Annotated in this window: 21 protein-coding genes; 3 read left to right on the top strand and 18 right to left on the bottom strand. The window is 72.7% G+C overall.

Annotated features, from left to right (window positions below):
• The first annotated feature begins 23 nt into the window (after nucleotides 1-23).
• The gene (locus tag AMK33_RS01820) at nucleotides 24-1,553 is read left to right on the top strand and encodes a UDP-N-acetylglucosamine 1-carboxyvinyltransferase (protein WP_073930877.1); all 1,530 of its coding nucleotides are present in this window, start codon (nucleotides 24-26) and stop codon (nucleotides 1,551-1,553) included.
• Between the two features lie 100 nt (nucleotides 1,554-1,653).
• Here the strand turns inward: AMK33_RS01820 and AMK33_RS01815 are convergent, their stop codons facing one another.
• The 12 genes from AMK33_RS01815 to AMK33_RS01760 form a co-directional block, all read right to left on the bottom strand.
• Nucleotides 1,654-2,469, bottom strand: a complete 816-nt coding sequence (locus tag AMK33_RS01815) for a histidinol-phosphatase (protein WP_073930876.1) — start codon at nucleotides 2,467-2,469, stop codon at nucleotides 1,654-1,656.
• A 4-nt stretch (nucleotides 2,470-2,473) separates the two neighbouring features.
• Complete coding sequence (locus tag AMK33_RS01810) at nucleotides 2,474-3,262, bottom strand: SDR family NAD(P)-dependent oxidoreductase (protein WP_073930875.1); 789 nt, start codon at nucleotides 3,260-3,262, stop codon at nucleotides 2,474-2,476.
• The gene (locus tag AMK33_RS01805) at nucleotides 3,259-4,260 is read right to left on the bottom strand and encodes a hypothetical protein (protein ID WP_143203796.1); all 1,002 of its coding nucleotides are present in this window, start codon (nucleotides 4,258-4,260) and stop codon (nucleotides 3,259-3,261) included. Before AMK33_RS01805 ends, AMK33_RS01810 begins: the two co-directional genes overlap by 4 nt.
• Complete coding sequence (locus AMK33_RS01800; protein WP_201262942.1) at nucleotides 4,257-5,447, bottom strand: methionine adenosyltransferase; 1,191 nt, start codon at nucleotides 5,445-5,447, stop codon at nucleotides 4,257-4,259. The genes AMK33_RS01805 and AMK33_RS01800 overlap by 4 nt, the downstream gene beginning before the upstream one ends.
• 48 nt (nucleotides 5,448-5,495) lie before the next feature.
• A complete protein-coding gene (locus AMK33_RS01795; RefSeq protein WP_073930872.1) occupies nucleotides 5,496-6,512 on the bottom strand; it encodes an NAD-dependent epimerase/dehydratase family protein in 1,017 nt (338 codons plus the stop codon).
• A complete protein-coding gene (locus tag AMK33_RS01790; protein WP_073930871.1) occupies nucleotides 6,509-6,955 on the bottom strand; it encodes a type II toxin-antitoxin system RatA family toxin in 447 nt (148 codons plus the stop codon). Before AMK33_RS01790 ends, AMK33_RS01795 begins: the two co-directional genes overlap by 4 nt.
• 66 nt (nucleotides 6,956-7,021) lie before the next feature.
• Complete coding sequence (locus AMK33_RS01785) at nucleotides 7,022-8,194, bottom strand: acyl-CoA dehydrogenase family protein (protein WP_073930870.1); 1,173 nt, start codon at nucleotides 8,192-8,194, stop codon at nucleotides 7,022-7,024.
• Between the two features lie 189 nt (nucleotides 8,195-8,383).
• Nucleotides 8,384-9,037 (bottom strand): HAD family hydrolase, encoded by a 654-nt coding sequence (locus AMK33_RS01780; protein ID WP_073930869.1) that lies wholly within the window; start codon nucleotides 9,035-9,037, stop codon nucleotides 8,384-8,386.
• Between the two features lie 44 nt (nucleotides 9,038-9,081).
• Nucleotides 9,082-9,867 carry an ABC transporter permease gene (locus AMK33_RS01775; protein ID WP_073930868.1) on the bottom strand — a complete coding sequence of 262 codons (786 nt, stop codon included), beginning with the start codon at nucleotides 9,865-9,867 and terminating at the stop codon, nucleotides 9,082-9,084.
• Nucleotides 9,860-10,861, bottom strand: a complete 1,002-nt coding sequence (locus AMK33_RS01770; protein WP_073930867.1) for an ABC transporter ATP-binding protein — start codon at nucleotides 10,859-10,861, stop codon at nucleotides 9,860-9,862. The genes AMK33_RS01775 and AMK33_RS01770 overlap by 8 nt, the downstream gene beginning before the upstream one ends.
• Nucleotides 10,851-11,411 (bottom strand): hypothetical protein, encoded by a 561-nt coding sequence (locus tag AMK33_RS01765; RefSeq protein WP_235617946.1) that lies wholly within the window; start codon nucleotides 11,409-11,411, stop codon nucleotides 10,851-10,853. Before AMK33_RS01765 ends, AMK33_RS01770 begins: the two co-directional genes overlap by 11 nt.
• Complete coding sequence (locus AMK33_RS01760; RefSeq protein ID WP_073931480.1) at nucleotides 11,408-12,448, bottom strand: hypothetical protein; 1,041 nt, start codon at nucleotides 12,446-12,448, stop codon at nucleotides 11,408-11,410. The genes AMK33_RS01765 and AMK33_RS01760 overlap by 4 nt, the downstream gene beginning before the upstream one ends.
• 238 nt (nucleotides 12,449-12,686) lie before the next feature.
• Between AMK33_RS01760 and AMK33_RS01755 the strand changes: the two genes are divergently transcribed.
• On the top strand, nucleotides 12,687-13,961 hold the full coding sequence (locus AMK33_RS01755) for an aspartate aminotransferase family protein (protein WP_073930865.1): 1,275 nt from the start codon (nucleotides 12,687-12,689) through the stop codon (nucleotides 13,959-13,961).
• Between the two features lie 63 nt (nucleotides 13,962-14,024).
• Nucleotides 14,025-14,996 (top strand): class I SAM-dependent methyltransferase, encoded by a 972-nt coding sequence (locus tag AMK33_RS01750; protein ID WP_079194710.1) that lies wholly within the window; start codon nucleotides 14,025-14,027, stop codon nucleotides 14,994-14,996.
• Between the two features lie 29 nt (nucleotides 14,997-15,025).
• Here AMK33_RS01750 and AMK33_RS01745 read toward each other — a convergent pair whose 3' ends face one another.
• From AMK33_RS01745 to AMK33_RS44650, 6 genes are all read right to left on the bottom strand, one after another.
• The gene (locus tag AMK33_RS01745) at nucleotides 15,026-15,754 is read right to left on the bottom strand and encodes a helix-turn-helix domain-containing protein (protein WP_235617945.1); all 729 of its coding nucleotides are present in this window, start codon (nucleotides 15,752-15,754) and stop codon (nucleotides 15,026-15,028) included.
• A 98-nt stretch (nucleotides 15,755-15,852) separates the two neighbouring features.
• Nucleotides 15,853-17,139 carry a DegT/DnrJ/EryC1/StrS family aminotransferase gene (locus AMK33_RS01740; protein WP_073930863.1) on the bottom strand — a complete coding sequence of 429 codons (1,287 nt, stop codon included), beginning with the start codon at nucleotides 17,137-17,139 and terminating at the stop codon, nucleotides 15,853-15,855.
• Nucleotides 17,136-17,663, bottom strand: coding sequence for a (d)CMP kinase (locus AMK33_RS01735; protein ID WP_201262941.1), 528 nt, complete (start codon nucleotides 17,661-17,663; stop codon nucleotides 17,136-17,138). Before AMK33_RS01735 ends, AMK33_RS01740 begins: the two co-directional genes overlap by 4 nt.
• The gene (locus AMK33_RS01730) at nucleotides 17,660-18,631 is read right to left on the bottom strand and encodes a hypothetical protein (protein ID WP_073930862.1); all 972 of its coding nucleotides are present in this window, start codon (nucleotides 18,629-18,631) and stop codon (nucleotides 17,660-17,662) included. Before AMK33_RS01730 ends, AMK33_RS01735 begins: the two co-directional genes overlap by 4 nt.
• Nucleotides 18,628-19,662, bottom strand: coding sequence for a phosphotransferase enzyme family protein (locus tag AMK33_RS01725; RefSeq protein WP_073930861.1), 1,035 nt, complete (start codon nucleotides 19,660-19,662; stop codon nucleotides 18,628-18,630). Before AMK33_RS01725 ends, AMK33_RS01730 begins: the two co-directional genes overlap by 4 nt.
• Nucleotides 19,655-20,767, bottom strand: a complete 1,113-nt coding sequence (locus AMK33_RS44650) for an inositol-3-phosphate synthase (protein ID WP_073930860.1) — start codon at nucleotides 20,765-20,767, stop codon at nucleotides 19,655-19,657. Before AMK33_RS44650 ends, AMK33_RS01725 begins: the two co-directional genes overlap by 8 nt.
• Between the last annotated feature and the right edge of the window lie 126 nt (nucleotides 20,768-20,893).

Genomic DNA, 20,893 nt, shown 5'->3' with positions numbered 1-20,893 from the left:
ATATCTGAGATAACCTCATCCTCATGTCAGACGACTACCTCGTACGCATCGGCAAGCTCATCCGTGACGCCCGTCAGCACCGCGGGTGGACACAGGCCCAGCTCGCCGAGGCGCTCAACACCAGCCAGAGCGCCGTCAATCGGATCGAGCGCGGCAACCAGAACATCAGCCTTGAGATGATCGCCCGGATCGGCGAGGCCCTGGACAGCGAGATCGTCTCGCTGGGCTACGCCGGCCCGATGCATCTGCGCGTGGTGGGCGGCCGCCGGCTCTCCGGCGCCATCGACGTCAAGACGAGCAAGAACGCGTGCGTGGCACTGCTGTGCGCCTCGCTGCTCAACAAGGGGCGCACCGTGCTGCGCCGCGTCGCCCGCATCGAGGAGGTCTACCGCCTCCTGGAGGTGCTGAACTCCATCGGCGTACGCACCCGCTGGATCAACGACGGCGTCGACCTGGAGATCGTGCCGCCGGCCGAGCTGGACCTCGCGTCCATCGACGCGGACGCCGCCCGCCGCACCCGCTCCATCATCATGTTCCTCGGCCCGCTGCTGCACCGCCTGGACCGCTTCATGCTGCCGTACGCCGGCGGCTGCGACCTCGGGACGCGCACCGTCGAGCCGCACATGATCGCGCTGCGCCGGTTCGGCCTGGACATCGCCGCGACGGAGGGCCAGTACCACGCGGTGGTCGACCGCTCCGTCGCCCCCGACCGCCCGATCGTGCTGACCGAGCGCGGGGACACCGTCACCGAGAACGCGCTGCTCGCCGCCGCCCGGCACGACGGCACCACCGTCATCCGCAACGCGTCCTCCAACTACATGGTCCAGGACCTGTGCTTCTTCCTGGAGGCGCTGGGCGTCAAGGTCGACGGCATCGGCACCACCACACTCACCGTGCACGGCGTGCCCACCATCGACGTCGACGTGGACTACTCCCCCTCCGAGGACCCGGTCGAGGCGATGAGCCTGGTGGCCGCGGCCGTGGTGACGGAGTCGGAGCTGACGGTCCGCCGGGTCCCCATCGAGTTCCTGGAGATCGAGCTCGCGGTCCTGGAGGAGATGGGCCTCGACCACGACCGCACGCCGGAGTACTTCGCCGACAACGGCCGTACGCGCCTGGTGGACCTCACCGTCCGCCCCTCCAAGCTGGAGGCGCCGATCGACAAGATCCACCCGATGCCGTTCCCGGGACTGAACATCGACAACGTCCCGTTCTTCGCGGCGATCGCGGCGGTGGCCCAGGGCAAGACCCTCATCCACGACTGGGTCTACGACAACCGCGCCATCTACCTGACCGACCTCAACCGCCTCGGCGGACGCCTCCAGCTCCTCGACCCGCACCGCGTCCTGGTCGAGGGCCCGACCCGCTGGCGCGCCGCCGAGATGATGTGCCCGCCGGCGCTGCGCCCGGCGGTGGTCGTCCTCCTGGCCATGATGGCGGCGGAGGGCACGTCGGTCCTGCGCAACGTGTACGTCATCAACCGCGGGTACGAGGACCTGGCGGAGCGGCTGAACTCGATCGGGGCGCAGATCGAGATCTTCCGGGACATCTGAAGGTCCTCGGAAAAGACGCCGCCACACCCCTTCCGACCCGTGTAAACGCGGGGCAAGAGGGGCCGTGGCGGCGCCTTCGGGACTTCTCTGCCGACCGGCGTCAGGCCAGGGGGACCGTGCGGGGCACGCCCCGGCGGAACACCGTCCAGGTGCGAAAGCCGATGTCGTGCAGCACGCGCACCACGTCCGGGTACTGGTCGCAGACGCGCTCCGGGACGTGCGCGTCGGAGGCGAAGGTGAGGGGCACGCCGAAGTGGTGGGCGCGCTCCAGGAGGTCGTGCTCCGGGTACCAGCCGCCGTGCATCTTGGTACCGCCCGAGGTGTTGACCTCCATCACGGCACCGGCGTCGCGGATCGCCCGGAGCATCTCGTCGGCCGCGGCCGGCGCGGGGACGGTCCCCAGTTCCGGGTGGTTGCCCTTGAGGGCGTCCACGTGCCCCATCACCTGGAAGAGCCCCGAGCGGGCGCACTCCGCCACCGCACGGAAGTACCGTCCCTTGACCGCGGCCAGTCCGTCCTCGCCGTCCTCGACGGTCTCCCAGCGGGTGGTGTCGAAGATGTCCCGGCCCTCGAACATGTGGACGGAGCCGATGACGTAGTCCAGCGGGTACCCGGCCAGCTCCCTGGAGTAGGGGTCCATCCGGCCCCGGAAGAAGTCCGCCTCGGTGGAGACGAGGATCTCGATGCTGCGGGCGAACTCCTCCTTCAGCGCCAGGGCCTCGGCGACGTACGAGGGAAACTCCGACTTGGGCATCGCCACCGGGGGCAGCGCGTGGTCGGCCTCCTCCGCGAACATGGGTGTGTGGTCGGACAGGCCGAGCACCTTGACGCCCTTGTCGAGCGCCGCCGTGACGTAGTCGCGCAGCGGACCGGTGGCGTGCCCGCACCGCTCGTGGTGCGTGTGGAGGTCGATCACCGGCTCACACCGCCAGGTATCCGCCGTCGACGGGCAGGTCGGTGCCGGTGATGAAGCTCGCCTCGCCGGAGAGCAGGAACGCGATCGGCGCCGCGATCTCCTCGGGATCGGCGAACCGCCTCAGCAGGAACTTCCCGCCGTGTTCGGGCGCCGCCTCGGCCGTCGCCCGGTCCAGGCCCAGGGCCTCGCGGTGGAAGCGCTCGTTGTTGGCGTTCCAGACGGTGCCCGGGCTGACCGAGTTGACGCGGATGCCGCGCGGGGCCAGTTCCTCGGCCGTGCACCGGGTGAAGCCCAGTACGGCGGACTTCCCCGTGTTGTACGTCAGGTAGCCGCTCTGTGAGATGTGCGCCGAGATCGAGGCCATGTTGACGACGGCCGCGTCGGCGTCGCGCTCCGGGAGGCCCGCCACGAACTCACGGGTGACGAGCGAGAGTCCGACGATGGTCGGGTCGAGCGCGGCGTGCCAGTCCTCGGCGGTCGCCTCCAGCCCCTTGAAGACGAACCCGGCAGCCAGGTTGACCAGCAGTGTCGGCCGGTCCCAGTCGTCCGGGAGGCCCGCGAAGGCGGCCTTGACGGCCACGGTGTCCATGACGTCGCCCACCGCGAGCCGGACCTCGTACCCCTCGGCCGTCCACTTCTCGGCCGCGGCCCGGCCGTGCTCCACGCTCCTGTCGTAGACCAGGACCCGGCAGCCCTCGGAGCACAGGCGCTCGACGACCGCGGCTCCGATGCCCTGCGCGCCGCCGGTCACCATCGCGGTGCGTCCGGCGAGTCCTCGTGCCCGGCCCCTCATCCTGCCGACTCCTTCGTGGTGGTCCATCGTCCGACGAGGCGGACGGCCTCGTCGCGGTCCAGATTCTCGGTGGCTCCGTGCGGGGACAGCGTCCGCCCGGTGCCGTCGGTGACGTCCGGGTCGGTGGCGAGCGCGGCCACCGCGTCCAGATCCACGCCCGCCCGGCCCAGGGCCCGGCCGAAAGAGGTGCCGCCCAGGCCGTCGCCGTCCCCGGCGGTGAAGTACCGCCAGTTCTGGAACATGCCCTCCAGGTGTCCCGCGGACAGGTGCACGGCGTTGCGCCCCTCCGAGAGCTCGATGCCGTGCTCGCGGGCGAGGGCCCCGAGGTCACCCCGCAGCGATCCGGGTGCGGCGTGGAACGGGTGCAGCTCGCCGAGTACCTCGTCGCGCAGCTCCGCCACGGGTCGCTCGCTGTGGCACTCCAGCAGGCCGACCAGGGCGTTCGGAGCGCGGTACCCCTGGTCCAGGGCCGGCAGGAAGCCGTTGAGGACCACCGTCGGCCGGCCGCCCACCTCGGTGACGGAGGCGTACGAGCCGGAGCCGAGCTTGCTGATGCCCGCCTCCCGGCAGCGGTCCTCCAGCGCGCGCGGCGACAGGCCGCCATGAGCCATCGCCACGTAGGCCGGGAGGACGTCGCGGACGCCCGTTCCCTCCCGCAGGGCGTCGAGTTCGCGACGGGCACCGGAGGTCAGCGCGGCGACGCCGTCGACGGCCACCCGGTGCAGGCGGGGATAGTGCAGCAGCAGATCGCCACGGGCGGCGAAGTCCGCGGCCGGGACCACCGCGCAGCGCAGGACGGACACTCCCTGGCGGCCGAGTGCCTCCACCGCCGCCGTCGACATGCCGGCGGCGTGCGGGGCGGCCATGACCTCGGGCTTGACCACGACGGCGACGTGGCTGCCGCCCTCGGGCGCCGGTGCCTGCGGCCGGCCGCTGTCGGCGCGGCGCCGGGTGTCCAGCGCCGCGGCCGACAGGGCGCGTACCTCTTGGGGTGTCACCACAGGGTGATGCCCGTCTCGATCAGTTCCGCCGTCAGGTCGCCGGAGCTCGCGACCGTCTTCTCCACCAGCTCCTTCAGCGCGGTCTCGTCCGCGTCGGGGGAGGTGACGACGACCTCGTCCGGGGCCTCCAGCGGGGCTTCCTTGGAGGTGAAGATGTGCACCTGGGAGGGGCCGCCGAACCGCTCGTGGACCTCGCGGGCCAGGCGCGTGGCCATCACGTTGTAGATCTTGCCGGTGTGGTCGAGCGGGTTCTTGCCGGCGGGCGCCTCGATGCTCATCGGGCGCATCGGGGTGATGAGGCCGTTGACGCGGTTGCCGCGGCCGACGACACCGACGTCACCGGTGTCGGCGACGGAGCCGATCGCGGTGAGGTACGGGCGGCCGTTGCGGTCGGTGGCGTTCATCAGCATCTGCGCGTCCTGGATGCCGAGCGAGGCCACGTACGCCTCCAGCTCCTGCTGGATGACGGACTTGCGGGCCCAGTACTGGTCCATCGTCTCGATGTCGGCCGCGAGGAACGGCATGTTGACGACGAGGCTGAACGTGTTCCGGCGGCGGCTGCCGAAGACCTTGACGTCCCATCCGGTGTCGGCGTGGCGCTTCTTGAAGTCGGCGCCGTTGACGAGGTTCTCCAGGCCGAGCACCACCGTCTCCAGGCGCGACAGCGGCGCGTAGCCGTGCAGCAGGTTGGTGTCGTTGGAGACGAGACCGGAAGCCCGCAGCGGCACCAGGTCGGCCGCGGAGGCCGGCTGGTAGCGGGAGACGCCGCGGCCCGAGCCCTGGTGGTCGACGATGCCGAGCTCGACCACCAGGTGACGCCCGGGATCGAAACCGGTGGTGACCTCGGAGAGGACGTCGGCGGCGGCACGGAACATGATGTCGTGCACCGGGATCTCGGTGGAGCCGACGCGGTAGGCGCCCTTGCCGAACACCTTGACGCGGTACGGGGCGGTGATCTCGCCCCGCCCGAAGTCGACGTCGGCGCCGCCGCCGTACAGCGTGACCTTGTCGAACCAGTGGTGGGCGACGCCGCCGAACTCCTTCAGGCAGTGCTGGGAGTAGTAGCGGGACATGCGCTCCGCCATGGCGTCGCACATGGTGTCGGGGTGACCGACGCCCTTGCGCTCGACGAGCTCGTAGGGGAGGTCCTCGACGGTGCGGGAGTCTCGTTCGATCGACAGCATGGCCATCTCTTCTCGGGTGATGAGGGGGAGGCGGGAGAACGGGGACGGTCAGGCGCCCCAGGGGCGCGGTACCCGGCGGGCGGAGACCTCGTGGGTGTCGGCCCAGCGCCGGACCGACCGGTACAGCACGTCCCGCGTGTCCGGGACCCGGACGGTGACGTCGAAGGGGTCGGTCACCGACAGGTAGCCCTGGTAGGCACGGAACGCGGTCACCTTCAGCAACTGCGCCCGGTCCAGGTACTCCTCGGCGAACGGCAGGTAGAAGCGGTTCCACTGCTCGGGCGTCACGTACGGCAGCCGGTCCAGCGGGGTCACGTCGTGCTCGGCACGCCAGTCGTTCAGGGCCTCGAGAACGGTGTCGAAGGCGTCGCCGACCCGCTGGGCGCCGTCGCCCCGGCCGAGCACCGACAGCCGGTGCCCCTGCGGTGGACCGGAGTCGAGCAGCCGGGTCACGTGCTCGGCGACGTCGTCGGTGCTGACCATGTCCAGCAGGCCCTTCTCCTCCGCGACGAGCGCGGGCACGGCGCCGTTGCACATCGCGGCGGGCAGCCAGAAGAAGCCGCTGTAGCGGTCGAGCGCGCCGTCCGCCCGGGCCCCCGTGACGATCGGGAAGCGCACGATGTCGGCGCCGTCCCGCTCGGCGTTGACGATCCGCTCGGCATGCGCCTTGGACCACTCGTAGGAGTTGCGGTAGGCGTCGCGCGAGGGCGAGGCGATGTCGCCCTCGAGGCCCGTGACGAAGGACGAGGACAGGTGGACGAAGTGGGCCTCGGGGCCGGCCAGGGAGAGCACCGCGTACAACGGCACGACGTTGGCGTCCTCGGCGTCCTCGTCGGGGAGGTTCCAGCGGGTGTCGGCGGCGCAGTGGACGACGGTGTCCCAGGGGCCGCGCAGCTCCCGCGGCGGCTCCTCCGTACCGATGTGCCAGGCGGAGTGGTGCTCCCCCTCGCCGCCGCGGCGGCTGACACCGTGCGGTGTGTGGCCGGCCGCCCGCAGCGCACGCATGACGGCGCTGCCGACCGCCCCCGTGGCACCGGTGACCAGGATCCTCGCGGGCACGGTCACGAGACCGCCGTGATCCGCCGCTCGATGGCGTGCAGCATGTGCTCGGCGTTCTCCCGCAGTGCCTTGGTGGCGACCGGGTTGAGCATGTCGGCGAGGAGCGGGATGCCTATCTCGAAGTCGACGACGAAGGTGACGGCCGATGTGCCGCCGCCGGTGTCCTCGACGCGCCAGTACCCGTTGAAGACGTCGAGGTCCCCGGAGACCTGGTCGAAGGACATGACCCTCGCGTCGTGGTCGAGCGTGTCGACCTCGATCCACTCCAGGACCGAGCCCTTGAGCAGGACGGACCACTCACTGGTACGGGCCCCGGTGTCGGTCTCGCCGATCACGGTGACCGACTCGACGTTCTCCATGTAGGCGGCGTAGTCCTCGAGGCGGGTGACGGCCGTCCAGGCCTCGGCCGCCGGGGCCTTGATCGGCAGGTTGACCTCGACATGCGGCATGGTGGTGTGTCTCCTTGTGTGGTGCCCGGGGTGGGTTCCGTGGCGTCCGGCGGCAGGGGCGGGGCGTCAGTCGGCCGGGTCGAAGGTGATCTCACGCCCCGTTCCGAAGCTGCCGACGACCTCGTCGCAGACCAGGAGGGACGGCGGGTGGTGGTGGGCGGCGAGCGAGTCGAGCGCGAGCCCGGCCGCCTGCTGTCCGCGCCCGTAGAGACGGCTGCCGACGACCGGGGTGAGGAGGGACACCACCCGGTCGCGGGTGTCGCTGAGGGTGGCGCGCAGGCCCACCGCGGCGGCCATGGCCGCCGCTCCGTCCAGGGCGCCGCTGTCGATGTCCGCGGCGAGCTGACGGCAGGCGCCGCCGAGGGTCAGCAGTTCGCGGGTGGCGCGGCCGAGCAGGGCGGTGCGCGGGCCGAAACGCCGCGAGACGTTCACACCGTGGTACGCCGTGTCCAGCAGGCCGCTGAGGACACCGTGGTACGTGGCGGTCAGCAGCACCGAGAACCAGGCCATGCCGGAGGTGACGTTCTCGTCGATGACGTCGGCGGGGCCGCGGTGGAAGACGAGCCGGTCGTCGACCTCGACGTCCCGCAGGACCAGCCGGGCGGTGTCGGACTCCCGCATGCCGAGCGAGGGCCATTCCCCCTCGGCGTCCAGTCCGGGCGAACTGCTCGGGATCAGGGCGAGGATGGTCTCGTCGGTGCCGGTGACGCGGGCCGTCAGGCAGACCAGGGTGGCTGTGGTGGCCAGCGAGCAGGGGTACTTGACGCCGCTGACGCGGTAGCCCTTCTCGGTCCGGACGGCCTCGGAGCGGCTGGTCATGAAGTTGGGGCTGCCGCCGGGCTCGGCGAACGCGGACGCCACGAGGGCGCCGGAGCGTGCGATGCCCTCCAGCAGCATCCACGTGGTGTCGCGGTGCCGTCGGAAGTAGTCGACCATCAGGCCGACCGTGAAGGCGTGCATGTTCAGGGCGACCGCGGCGGAGGGGTCGAGCCTGCCGAGCGTGCGCTGCGCCGCGGCCGTCTCGGCCAGGTTCGCGCCGGCGCCGCCGAGGTCCTCGGGGATCGGCAGCGCGGCGTATCCGCCCGCGGCGAGGTCCTTGATGCGTTCGGTGCCGGTGACTCCCTCGCGGAGCCGGGGCGGCGTCCACGCCGTGCTCCAGCCGGCGTCCAGCAGAGCCCGGTGCGGCGGCACGCCGTCGTCGTCGGGGTGTCCTGCCGTGTTCTCGGCAGCCGTGCCCATGGTTCTCCCTTCGCCCGTCACGGACCGGCCGGCCCGGTGGTCCGCGTGCCCGGCTCGCCGTGACGGATCGACTCTAGGCAGCGCGAACGCCGTAGTTCAGCGGGTGTTTCTTTGTGCGGAACGCGAGATCGCGCGGATGCGGCTCCGCCGGTCGTCACAGGTCCGGCACGGGCCTTGCACGGCCCGTCGTCACAGATCGAGCAGGGTGAAGAACGCGTCCGGCACGGGAGCGCCGGGCGTCACGCGGACGGTGTCCCAGCCGAGGGCCGCGGCGGGTAGGAGGTCGAGTTCGGCCGAGTCACCCACCATCACCCGGCGCTCGAAGTCGCCCTCACCGATCCGCCGGAACGCGCGGGCGTCGGGCTTCTTCGGGCCGCCGTCGGCGGTGAACAGTCCCCGGTCGAAGATGTCGGGCGCCTCGGCCCGGCGCAGCAGGTCCCACATCAGGTTGCCGGGCAGGTAGCAGTTGGACAGGAGCCGGAGCGTGTGACCCGCCTCGTGCGCCCGGCGCGCGGCCTCCGCGACCGGCGCGCACAGGACGTACTCGTCGGGGTCGGCGCAGCCCAGCGCTCGCCACAGGGCCCCCTCCACCGCGGCCCGCTCCCGGACGGCGTCCTGGGCGCGCAGCGCGCCCTCCATCAGGTCGAGGGTCGCGGGCTGCGAGGCGCCCGGGTCCGTCATGGCCTCGTACAGGGTGCCGTACACGGTGTGCACGACGGCGCCGGCGGACCTGGTGTCCAGCTCGAGCGCGTCGGCGAGGACGACGGTGAACCGTTCCGGGCCCGGCAGCGGCCGGGACGTGACCAGGGTGTCGAAACAGTCGAGGACGACGAGCGCGGACATGGGTGTCCCTCTCTGACGGCGTACCGGGTCCGGCGGCGTACGGCTCAGGACCAGGAGAGTTTGCGGTGGTCGGCCCGGAAGAAGACGAGGGTGACGACGGTGAGGCCGGCCGTGAAGGCGCAGAGGACACCCGCCGGCAGCAGGACGTCCGCGACTCCGCCGCCGCGCAGGATGACCTCGTTGAAGCCTCGCATCGCCCAGTAGCTGGGCACGGCGGGAGCGAAGGGCCCCGCCCAGTCCGGCATCGCCGACTGGGGGGTCAGGGCGCCGCCCAGTCCCGCGAAGACCAGGGCCAGGATGTTGGCGATGACGCTGAGCTGGGAGATCGTGCGACACAGCGCGACCAGCGCCATGCCCACCATGACCACGCAGAGCGCCAGCGGCAGCGCCACCACCACCAGGGCGAGGTAGGAACCCGTCACTCGCAGGTCGAACAGCGCTCCCCCGGCCCCGAAGATGACGGCGAGCTGGAGCACCGCGGCGGCCAGCGGCACGACGATGCGCGCGGCCAGCAGCTCGACCGGGCGGGCGGTGCTCGCGCGCAGCCGGGCCCAGGTGTTCCAGCCGTGCTCGCGGAACATGGCGAAGCCGACCACGTTCACCAGGAAGAAGAGGAACATCACCGCCATGCCGGGGACGCCCTGTTCGGCGCCGTTGACGTCGGCGGTCTCACCGCCGGCCCGCAGGGCTGCGCGGAACAGCGGCTGCATGAAGCCCATGATGAGCAGCGGCATGACCGTGCGGACCACCAGGGGCGCGGGGTCGCGCAGCAGCAGCCGGACGTCCTGCCGGACGAGGGCGGTGATCCGCGTCAGTGCCCCGTCACGCATGCTGCTCCGCCTCGATCCTGTCCGTGCTCGCGTGGCCTTCCCCGTTGCCGCTGTGCTGCCCTCCGGTGAGCCTCAGGAAGACGTTGTCGAGGCTGGGCCGGACGACGCGCAGGGCGGACAGCCGGGCGGCGGCGTCGCCCAGGGCGGCCAGCACCCGGGCCGTGACCAGGTGGGGCTGTTCCACCCGGACGAGGAGCGTCTCCCCCTGCCGGGCCACCGGCCAGGGCAGGTCGAGTTCGGGAGGCGCGCCGGAGAAGACCAGTTCCACGGCGCTGTCGCCGTGCCGCCGGACCAGTTCGTCGACGGAGCCGCGGGCGATGACGCGCCCCCGGTGCAGGACCGCCACGTCCGCGGCGAGGTCCTCGATCTCGGGGAGGTAGTGCGTGGAGTAGCAGACGGCGGTGCCCTGCGCGGCCAGCTCCCGTACGTGGGCGACGAGGCGGGCCCGGGTCTCCACGTCGACACCCGCGGTGGGCTCGTCGAGGAGCACCAGCCGCGGCCGGTGGATCAGTGCCATCGCGGTGTGCACACGGCGTTGCTGGCCGCCGGAGAGCCGGGACGCGGGGCGGTCCATCAGCCCGGTGAGCGCGAGGGGTTCGGCCACCTCCTCGGTGCGCCGCCGGGCCTCCTTGCCGCGCAGACCGGCCAGTTCGGCGAAGAACCGCAGGTTCTGGCGCACCGTCAGGGGTGGGTAGATGCCCAGTTCCTGCGGAGCCAGGCCGAGTTCGCGGCGGGCCCGGCGCGGATGCCGCGTCACGGAGTGACCCAGCACCTCGATCTCCCCGGCGTCCGGCCGCAGAAGGCCCGCGACCAGGGACATCAGCGTGGTCTTGCCCGCGCCGTTGTGTCCCAGCAGGCCCACGATCATGCCCTCGGCGATCTCCAGGTCGACGTGGTCGAGGGCGATCGTGCCGCCGTAGCTCTTGCCGGCTCCGCGCACGGAGAGGGCCGGTGGCCGGCCCGGGGCACGGACCGGCCCCGACTCAGTCGGCACGGCGCGTCCAGGCGTCCGGCAGCAGCGGGGGCAGACCGACGCGGTCCATCAGAGCCTGCCAGGTACGGGCGAGTTTGAAGCCCTTCATCATGCCGCTGCCGGACCGGACGTCGGGCAGCGGTTCGGTGTACCCGAGCTGCGCCTCGGTCTCCGCGAGGTGGTCGCGCAGCCGCTGGAGCCACGCCTCACCGCGTTCACCGGCCGCGTCCAGCCCCTCGGCGGCGAGCGCCGTCCCGGCCTCCGCCTCCTCGACGGGGAGACCGGCGAACGGATCGAAGGCGGCCTCGTCGTGGCCGTACATCAGCTCGCCCTCGGTGCGCAGCCCGCGGATCGACAGCGACAGCTGGATCAGGTCGTACGCCATGAGGACGGCGACCTCGCCCTGTCCGGCGGCGACGGCGCCCTCGACGTCCTCCAGGCGGGCCCGGCAGCCCAGGAGGAGACGGGCGGCGCCGTGGCCGCGGAAGGTGAGCAGCCGCCGGAGGTCGGCGGACGCGTCGGCGGGACCGGTGGCCGTATCGCCGGTCACGGTCGTGGGGGAATGTGTCACGCGGGAACCTCCGGAGCCGGGTGGGCGACACCGAGCCACACCATGTTGTGCGTGAAGAGCGGAAGAAGATCCTCGGGGGGCGAGGTGCCGGCCGGCCCCGACCAGACGACGCCGTCGCTGTCGACGGCCGGCAGGCCGAGCCGCCGTACTTCCAGGGCCCGCAGCTGCCAGCGGTCCACGACCGTGCGGTCGTCCAGTTCCATGGCCCCGGCGCCGGTGGCCCAGCGCAGCACGGTGTGCAGCGTCCCGGCAGGGCCGACGAGCCGTTCGACGGCGTCGAGGCAGAACGGCACCCGCTCGCGGGGATCGGCGGGCGTCAGGACGGTGCGGAGCAGCCGCAGGTTCTCGTGGTCGCCGAGCACCTTCAGCTTCTCGCCCGCCCACTTGGCGGCGAAGTACAGCTCCCCGCCGTCGGCCGCACGGGCGTTCAGCGCGGCGACGACCGCCTCGCGGGCCCGGACCGCGGCTGTCAGCGGCTTGGCGTCGAGCAGCCAGCGGGCGGCCTGTGCGAGCCGGTGCGCCTCGACCACCCACCACTCCCGCAGGACTTCCTCGAGCCACGGCCCGCGCAGCCCCGCATGCCAGACGTCCCAGGGCTCGACGACCGCGAGGGGCAGTCCGAGGGCGAGCCGGGAGACGGTGCTGAGGGTACGGCGCCGGTGGTTCCAGGCGTCCTCGGTGACGCTCTCGAAGCGCGGCCACGGCTCGGCGGTCAGCGCGGCGGTGCTGTCGCGGACGGTGCTCGCCCGGCGGATGCCGATGTCGATCAGCGTGCCGTGCTCGTGGGACTGGATGGGGAAGCGCTTGAGGTTCTCGTTCTCGACGAGCACCAGGAGATCGAGGTCGCTGCGCACGTTGCCGAAGCCCGCGAGCACCGACCCGGCGGCCACCGCGAGGACCGGCGCCCCCATGCCCTGGTCGGCCTCCTTGAGCACGGCGTCCCTGCTCAGTCCCCGCAGGTCGAGGAAGGCGGCGAGGCGCCTCTCCAGGACGTCCGGTTCGGGGTACGCCACAGCGCCCGGGGAAGTGGTCTCCATGCGTCGGTGCACCTTTCGGATACGGACGGCGAGGATGATCACCCTGTCAAGGGCGCTGTCCGGGTTCAACGCGTGTTCCGGCAGCCGGAACACCGCTTCTCAGGGACGCACGCGGAGGGCTAGAACCGTGTCCCGACAGCTGCGGACCGTCCGCCCCGCCGACCGGCTGCGCTCCCGGAGGGGCACCGCGTCGCGCGGTCCGCGATCCGCCGGACCACGGAAGAGGACGGCTGCGCACATGACCGCGAACACCGGTGACAGGACGGCCCGGGAGGCACTCACCGCGATCCGGCGGCACCTCTCGCCGCAACTGGCCCTCGTCTACGGCATGAACGGCTCCGGCGCCGTCGAGGCGCGGGGCGAGGGCGCGCGGATGCGCCTGTCCGACGGCCGCACCGTGCTCGACTTCGGCAGTTACGCGGTGACGCTGCTGGGCCAGCGCCACCCGGCCGTGGTGACGGCGGTGCGTGACGAGCTGGACGCGATGCCGGTGTCCAGCCGGGTCCTGGGCAACCGGGCCACCGCGGCGCTCGCCGCGGCGCTGGCCGGCTGGGCCGACCCGGGCCGCCTGACGAAGGTGTGGCTGGGGCTGAACGGCGGCGACGCGGTGGAGGCGGCGCTGAAACTGGCCCGCCGGGCCACCGGCCGCCGACGGGTGATCGCGGTCGAGGGTGCCTACCACGGCAAGTCCATGGGCGCGCTGGCCGCGACCTGGAACGCCCGCTACCGCGAGTCCCTGGAGCCGCTCCTCGGCGGGGTGACCCACATTCCCGCGGACGTCTCCGCGGTACCCGGCGCCTTCGGGGGCGAGGAGGTCGCCGCCGTCCTGTTCGAGCCCGTGCAGGGCGAGGGCGGCGTACGGCCCCTGGACCCCGCGTTCCTGAAGGCCCTGGCCGGCGCGGCCCGCGCCCACGGTGCGTTCGTCATCGCCGACGAGGTGCAGACCGGGCTGCGCCGCTGCGGCCCTCGCCTGGTCAGCACCGGCCTCGGTCTCGAGCCGGACGCCGTACTGCTCGGCAAGGCACTGGGGGGCGGGGTGCAGCCGGTGTCCGCCGTGGTGGCGACGCCGGAGCTGTACGCGCCGCTCGCCGCGGACCCCTTCGTGCACACGACCACGTTCTCCGGGCACCCGCTCGGTGCCGCGGCCGGTGTGGCGGCGCTGCGGGTGGTGGAGGAACTCGCCCCGCGCGGCGCACGCCTGGCGGAGGTCTTCGGCTCCGGCCTGACCCGGCTGGCGGAGCGCTACGCCGGTCTGGTCACCGCGGTGCGCGGACGGGGCCTCCTGTGGGGCGTCGAGTTCGCGACGCGGGCCGCCGCCGGCGAGGTCCTGGTGGAGCTCGGCCGCCGGGGTCTGGTCGTCTCGCCCTGTCTGGGCCGGCCGGAGGTGCTGCGGTTGCTGCCGCCGCTGGTCGCCACGGACGAGGACGCCGAGGAGGCACTCGCCCTGCTGGATGCCGTCTACTCGGCGGTGCCCGACGAGTTCCGGACGCCGGCCGCCGCGGCCCGGCCCTGACCGTCCGGCGCCCCGCTCCACGACCGTCCGGGCCGGGCCCGGCGACAACGCGAGGAGGACGAGATGAGCACGGAACCCGGCGCCCCGGCCGGAACCCGGGAAACACAAGAGACACAGAAGACTCAAGAGACACAGGGGACTCAGGGGACTCAGGGGACACAGGCGACGCCCGACCAGACCGGCGTCCAGTACCGCTACCACCGCGACCTGTTCCCCGCGCTGCACGACTGGGAGAACACCGAGCGGGCCATCGTGGAGTTCACCGGCGAGCAGGGACCCGAAGGGCTCCTGGGCCTGGACCAGATGGGTCACTTCGGCCCCCAGGGTTGCGACGCCGTGGTCGGCGCCGTCGTCGCCCGCCCGGGCCCCGACCGTGCGGTGGACCTGTGCGAGCTGGGCAGCGGTTTCGGTGGCGCGCTGCGCTACACCGTGGACAAGCTCGCCGCCGCGGGCGTCGAGGTGCGGCGCTCCTACGGTGTCGACCTCGTCGCCGAGCACTGCGAGGTCAGCGCCCGGATCAGCCGCGCACAGGGCCGCACCACGATGACGGAGCTGTGCGCCTCGGCCACTGCCGTGCCCCTCCCCACCGCCTCGCTCGACCTGGTGCTGGTCACGGGCTCGATGCCGCACTTCCCCGACCCGGGCGCCGTACTGCGCGAGGCGGCACGGCTGCTGCGGCCCGGCGGGCTGCTGGTGTTCACCGAGGAGGTGAGCCTCACGCCGGACGGCGAGGAGCCCTCGGAGGCGTTCCGCGCGATCCATCCGCGCGGCGTCTTCTTCACCACGTCGCTGACCGACCGGACGGACCAGCTGGCCCGGGCCGGTTTCGGCGACGTGGAGCGGAAGGACCTGACCGACTGGGCCGTGGCACTGCTCGCCGACCGGCTGAAGGTGGTGCGCATCTTCCGCGGGAGCGTCGCGAACATCTACGGGGGAGCCTCGGCGGACCTCATCCGGGACACCCTGACCGCGGCCCGGGAGGAGTACCTCGCGGGCAGGCTGCTGCCCACGCTGTTCGTGGCCGGGAAGCCGTAGCCGGGAAGGCCGGCGGATGCCGTACGCCGTCAGGAGGCGGTCAGCAGTTCGGGATTGCGCTGCAGGGCGCGGGAGACGGCGGCGCACGCGGCCTTGAGGTGCGCGGCCGCCAGGCCCACGTGGAACCCGGCCTGCGGCCCCGCGACGGCCAGTGCCCCGGCGGCCGCGCCGGATGCCGTCAGTACCGGGGCGGCGACACCGACCACGCCGGGCACGTCGCGGACGACCGCGAAGCCCTGATGCCGCACGCGGGCCGGCTCGACCTCCCGGACGCGCGCGCCCCGGCCGGCCACGGCGTCGTCCTCGGCGCCGAAAGCACGGAACACCCTCGTCGCGGCCCGGTCGGAGGCCCGGGTCTCCTCCATGCCCAGTCCGCGGCCGGGTTCGTGGGTGCGCCGTACGGCGTCCACCAGGGCGGCGTCCGCGCCGGTGGGGTCGGCGATGAAGACGAACGCGCTGCCGTGGGTGAGCCGGTGCAGTTGTTCCGCGTGCGGGAAGGCGATGTCGCGGAGCATGAGCTGGCGGGGCACCCGGGCCCCCAGCATGAACAGGCCCATGCCGAGCCTGAGTCCTTTCTCCCCGCGCTCCAGCATGCCCTCCTTGACGAGCTCGGTGATGATGCGGTGGGCCGTCGCCTTGGGCATGTCGGCCCGGCGGGCGATCTCGGAGAGCGGGAGTTCCGGCTCGCCGGACCGGAAGGCGCGGAGGACGCCGAGACCGCGCGCGAGCATGGAGCGGGAGCTGTTATCGACGGACAAAAGGATGACCTCCGTGTCGGGGCGGAGCGGTGGTGCGGCGCCGGCCCGGTACGCGACCGGGCGTACCGGGCCGACGCGGGCTCCGAGAGGGGGAGCCGCTACGCGGCGAGGGCACCGGCGGCGTGCCGGTCGCGCAGTTCCTCGGCGTGGGTGACGACCTTGCGGATGCCTTCGGCCCAGGCGTCCATCAGGTCGGGGCGCTCGTCGGAGTACGTGGGCAGCCGCAGCACGCGGGCGATGTAGGCGTCGGCGCCCGGAAACTCGTCGCCCCGGTACACGCGGTAGGTGTTGTCCCCGGGGTGGTACGTGCCGGAGTGCCAGGACGGGCTCCGGAAGGCGGCCTCGCGGTGCAGCGGAGGCGAGGTGGGCCGGGTCAGCGGGACGCCCTCGGCCCTGACGGCGGCCGTGAAGACGTCGACGGGCAGGCCGCCGAGCTCCTCGGCGACGTAGAGGGGCTGGTAGCTGACGTAGTGGGCGACGCGGTCGACGTGCTGCTGTCGCACCGGCGGGGTGATGCCGGGGATGTCGTCCAGGAGGGCGCCGAGCCGGCCGTAGTTCCGCTCGCGTCCGGTCAGCACGGTGTCGAGCCGGGCGAGGGCGCCCCGGGCGAGGGCCGCGCCGACCGGGTGGATGCGGTAGTTGAGGCCGAAGCCGGTCCGGCCGTAGGCGCCGTACTCGTCGCTGGTGACGTCCTCCTCGCCGCGGTCGATGCAGTGACCGAGCATCACCGCGCGCTCGTAGATCCTGCGGTCGTCGGTGACAAGGACGCCGCCCTCGCCCGCCGTGACCTGCTTCTTGGCCTGGAGGCTGAAGGCGGCGACATCACCGTGGCGGCCGACCGGCCGGCCCGAACACTCCGCGCCGTGCGCCTGGGAACAGTCCTCGACGACCGCGAGGCCGTGTTCGCGGGCGAAGGCGGTGATGCGCTCCATGTCGGCGGGGAAGCCCATGAGGTGGGTGACCACGACGGCCTTCGTGCGCGGCGTGAGGTGGGCGGCGAGCCCGTCGGGGTCGAGGATCCCGGTGTCGGGATCCACGTCGGCGAGGACGGGGACACCGTTGCAGGTGAAGACCGGCATGGCGGTGGCGAGGAAGGTGTAGGCCGGGGCGATGACCTCGTCGCCGGGACGCAGATCCAGGCCGAAGAAGGCCGAGTGCAGGGCGGATGTGCCCGAGTTGACGGCGAGGGCGTGGGCGGCGCCGAGGCGCTCCCGGTAGCCGTTCTCCAGGGCCTGGACCTCGCCTTCGCTGCCGTTGTAGGTGATCTCACCGCGTCGCAGCATCGCGGTGACCGCTCCGATGTCCTCCTCGGTGATGTTCGGCCACTTGGGTCGCTCGGCCGGGGTCAGCAGGGGCTCTCCGCCGAGGAGCGCGAGTCGCGTCATGCCCGTTCCTTACTGAGTAGTTCTCGGATGTCGTGCGGGGTCCGCAACCGCAGGCAGGGCACGGAGCGGGCCTGCATGCGGGCGAACAGGTCGGTGTTGGTGCGCCGGACCACGGGGAACTCCCGGTGAGCCCAGAGCACGAGCTGCAAGGCGCTGCCGGGGCGTTCGCGGTTGCCGTTCCACAGTTCCTCCCGCGTGCGCAGCCGTCGTACGGTGCGACGCAGCAGCCGGGCCGTGGTGGCGCCGCGGGGCGGGTCGACCCAGACGACGGTGTCGGCGAGTTCCTCGAGGACCGGGTGGGCCGCGTCGTACTGCCCGTCGGCGATCCAGCCGTCGGTACGGTCCAGGGCGGCGACGTCGGCGAGGAACTCGTCCTCGGGACGCCTCTGCCAGCCCGACGCCCAGAACATGGCGTCCAGCTCGTAGTGGGGCAGACCCCGAGCCTCGGCGAGGGCGCGGGCGACGGTGCTCTTGCCCGCGCCCGAGGGGCCGACCACCCACACCCGGCTACCGGTCGTGCTCACGTCCTTCGCCTTTCTTCCCTTGCGAGGGGTGGTACGGGGATGTCTCCGTCCAGGAGCCGGGTCAGCGCGGCGGTTCCGTCGTGCAGGGCGGAGAAGTCCTGCCGGAGTTCGACGCCGGGCACCTGTGCCGCCAGGCGGGCGAGGAGGTCCTGCCGGACCGCCGGCGGGACGGGGCCGAAGAACGGCAGCAGGAAGTCGGCGTGCTTGACCGCGGTGGGCAGTTCGTTGGCCGTGAGCCGGGCCAGGGTCTCCTCCGGGCCGAGGGGCACGACACCGGGTTCGGGGTGGAACCGGGGGAAGACCAGGACCCTGACCGGCGCCTCGGCCAGCAGCGGAGGGCCGCCCACGAGGTCGCGCAGTTCCGCCGGGTGGAGCAGGCGGTCGGTGTCGCCGGGCAGTCCGACGACGGCGAAGGTGTCGCCGCGCACGGAGACCCGACGGGGCCAGCCCCGTCCGGTCCAGCCGCCGCCGTCCGTACGGACGGAGACGTCGTCGTTGCCGACGAAGCGGAGCCCGTGACGCAGGGCGGACAGGACGGTGGAGGTCTTCCCCGCTCGTTTCGCGCCCAGCACGAGCGCGCCGTGCCTGTCGTCCCGGGCGACCAGCCCGGCGTGCAGGAAGACCTCCGGTTCCTCCGTGTGCATCAGCCGCAGCAGGATGCGGGTGAACCGGACCAGGTTGTGCCGCAGGAAGGAGCGTGGCATCGCCGGGTCGAACAGCACCTCGCGGGCCGTTCCGTCGTACCAGAGCCGGGTGGGGGGTTCGGTGGCGCTGGTGATGACCACCTCCTCCCCCGCCGGCCGCTCCCGGTCCGCGGTCCCGATCCGCCAGCGGGCGTCGTCGGGACCGCCGGGCTCGGTGGCGACCCGGACGTAGGGGCCGAGCAGCTCCCGGACGTACGCGGCCGAGTCGCGGCTCACGTCCAACGCCACCGCGTGCCCCGAGGTGCGGCACACGTACCGCGTCATCGCGGAGTTCCCTGCGGAGCTGTGGCGATGACGTCGGAGAGGATGCCGCGGACCACGCCGGCGCCCTCGGCCCGCCAGCCGAGGTACCACTCCAGGATGCCCGGGGCGCGCCGCGCGACCTGCCGGAGGTAGGCGGGCGACGGGACGAAGTTCAGCTCCAGCACCGGGATGAGGGAGCCGAGTTCGTCCGGTGTGAGCGGCTCGCGCGCCGTCGCGGCGGCGAGGACCGCCCGGGCCCGGTCCGGCAGGACCTGGAAGCTGCCGCGGGCCTCGCGGGGCAGGAACAGCAGCGCCCGTGCCACGTCGTAGACGCGGGAGCGCAGCTGCAGCGCGTCCCAGTCGAGGACGCAGGCCAGCTCCCCGCTGTCGGAGTACAGCAGGTTGGAGCCCGCGACCTCGCCGTGGGTGAGGACCTCGGGGAGGTCTCCGTACCCGGCGAGTTCGGTGCGGGCCCGGCGCAGCACCGCCGCGTAGGCGCGCCGGGCGTGGGCGCGCACGGCGGCGCTCACGTACGGGGCGGCTATCTCGTCGACCTCGTCCAGCGCCGCGTGCGGGGGCCGCTCGGTGGTGAGCCAGAACTCCAGGTTGCGGGTGGAGCTCTGGCCGTCCGCGGGCAGCCCGTCGACCGGGACGCGGTGCAGTGCCGCCAGGAAGGCACCGGCCTGTTCGATGTCGCCCGGCCGGCCCACGTCGAAGGGCCGGCCCTCCCGCCAGGGCCGCAGTTGCCAGACGGAGCCCTCGTGGACGGCCGAGCTGTCTCCCTCCGCTGTCGGCAGGGGAGCCGCGACCGGGATGCCGGCGGCGGTCAGCCGGGGAAGGGCGGCGTGCTCGAAGGCCAGCCACTGCGGGGCGACGTCCCGCCCGAGCCGCTTGAGCGCGTACTCCCCCTGCGAAGTGGTCACGCGCCAAACGGTGTTGACGCTCTCCCGGTTCAGTGACCACGCCCGGTGGGTACCGAGGCCGTAGCTCCGGTCGAGGACGCGGGCTACGGCGGGGTCGCGATCGGGCAGCCAGGAGGCGGGGTCAGGCATTCCCGTCGACCGCCTGCAGCGCGTGGTGCTCGCCGGCCTTGCGCACGAAACCCTGGAAGTCGTGCAGTGCCTCGGACTCCTTGGCCCCCGTCCTCGGGCTCTTGAACAGGAAGGCGCAGACGGGGTCGATGATGCCGACCATGCCCTGGCGGGAGGCGCTGTGCGCGGCGCGGACGGCGTTGGCCAGCACTGCGGCGGCATTGGGGCTGTCCTCGACCTCCAGGCGTAACTCCATGTGCACGGGGGCGCCGATGATGCTTTCGCCCTCGATGCGCAGGAAGCACACCTTGCGGTCGCCGAGGTGCTTGACGAAGCCGTTGGGGCCCGCGGCGACCTCGCGGGAGTCGATGCCGGCGTTGGCGAGGGCCTTGCGCTTGGAGACCTGCTTCGAGTGGGACCTGGCCGGGTCGGAGAGGTTCAGGAAGTCGGTGTTGCCGCCGACGTTGAGCTGGTAGTTGTCCTTGACCTCGACACCGCGGCTCTGGAAGAGCTCGATCAGGGCGGTGTGCAGGGTGGTGGCACCGAGGTGGCTGCGCAGGTCGTCACCGAGGAGGGGGACGCCACGCTCGGTGAACAGGGCTACCAGCGCGGGGTCGTTGGCGACGGGCTCGGGGGTGGCGTTGACGAAGCCCGCGCCCGCCTCGGCGGCGGCCCTGGCGTACGTCTGGACGGCCTCGGTCGAGCCGGTGGGCAGCAGGCAGACCACGACGTCGGGTCGTGCGGCGGCCAGGGCGGCGGCCAGCGACTCCGGGGTCGCGACGGCGGTGGCGAGATGGGCGTCGACGGCGTCGCCGAGCGCGCCGTCGAGGCCGTCGAGCAGCGGGCCGGCCTGGACGGTGACGCCCAGGTGCGGCACGTCCACGTGGCGGACGGCGGCGGTGCGTCCCGCGTACACGGCCTCCGAGAGGTCCTGGCCCACCTTCAGGGCGTCGACGTCGAAGGCCGCGACGAACTCCACGTCGCCGAGACGGTGACCGCCGATGTACTCGTGCATCACGCCGTTGGAGGGGCCGGGCCGCTCCCGGTCCAGGACCACGGACTGCACGAAACTGGAGGCGCAGGAACCGACGCCGGCCAGCGCGACCCTGATCACGTTGTTACTCAATGTATTCCTCCGGACGTATACCTGACGATCGACAGGGATTACTCGGCGTACTGAGGCATCTCACGCGGCGTCGAGGCATCTCACTCGGCCGCGGATCGGTGCGAACAGTGGATCTGGTCCAGCAAT

Source organism: Streptomyces sp. CB02400, from assembly GCF_001905725.1.
GTDB lineage: Bacteria > Actinomycetota > Actinomycetes > Streptomycetales > Streptomycetaceae > Streptomyces > Streptomyces atrovirens.
Note: the sequence above shows the minus strand (reverse complement) of the source record. Positions and strands in the feature narration are given on the sequence as shown.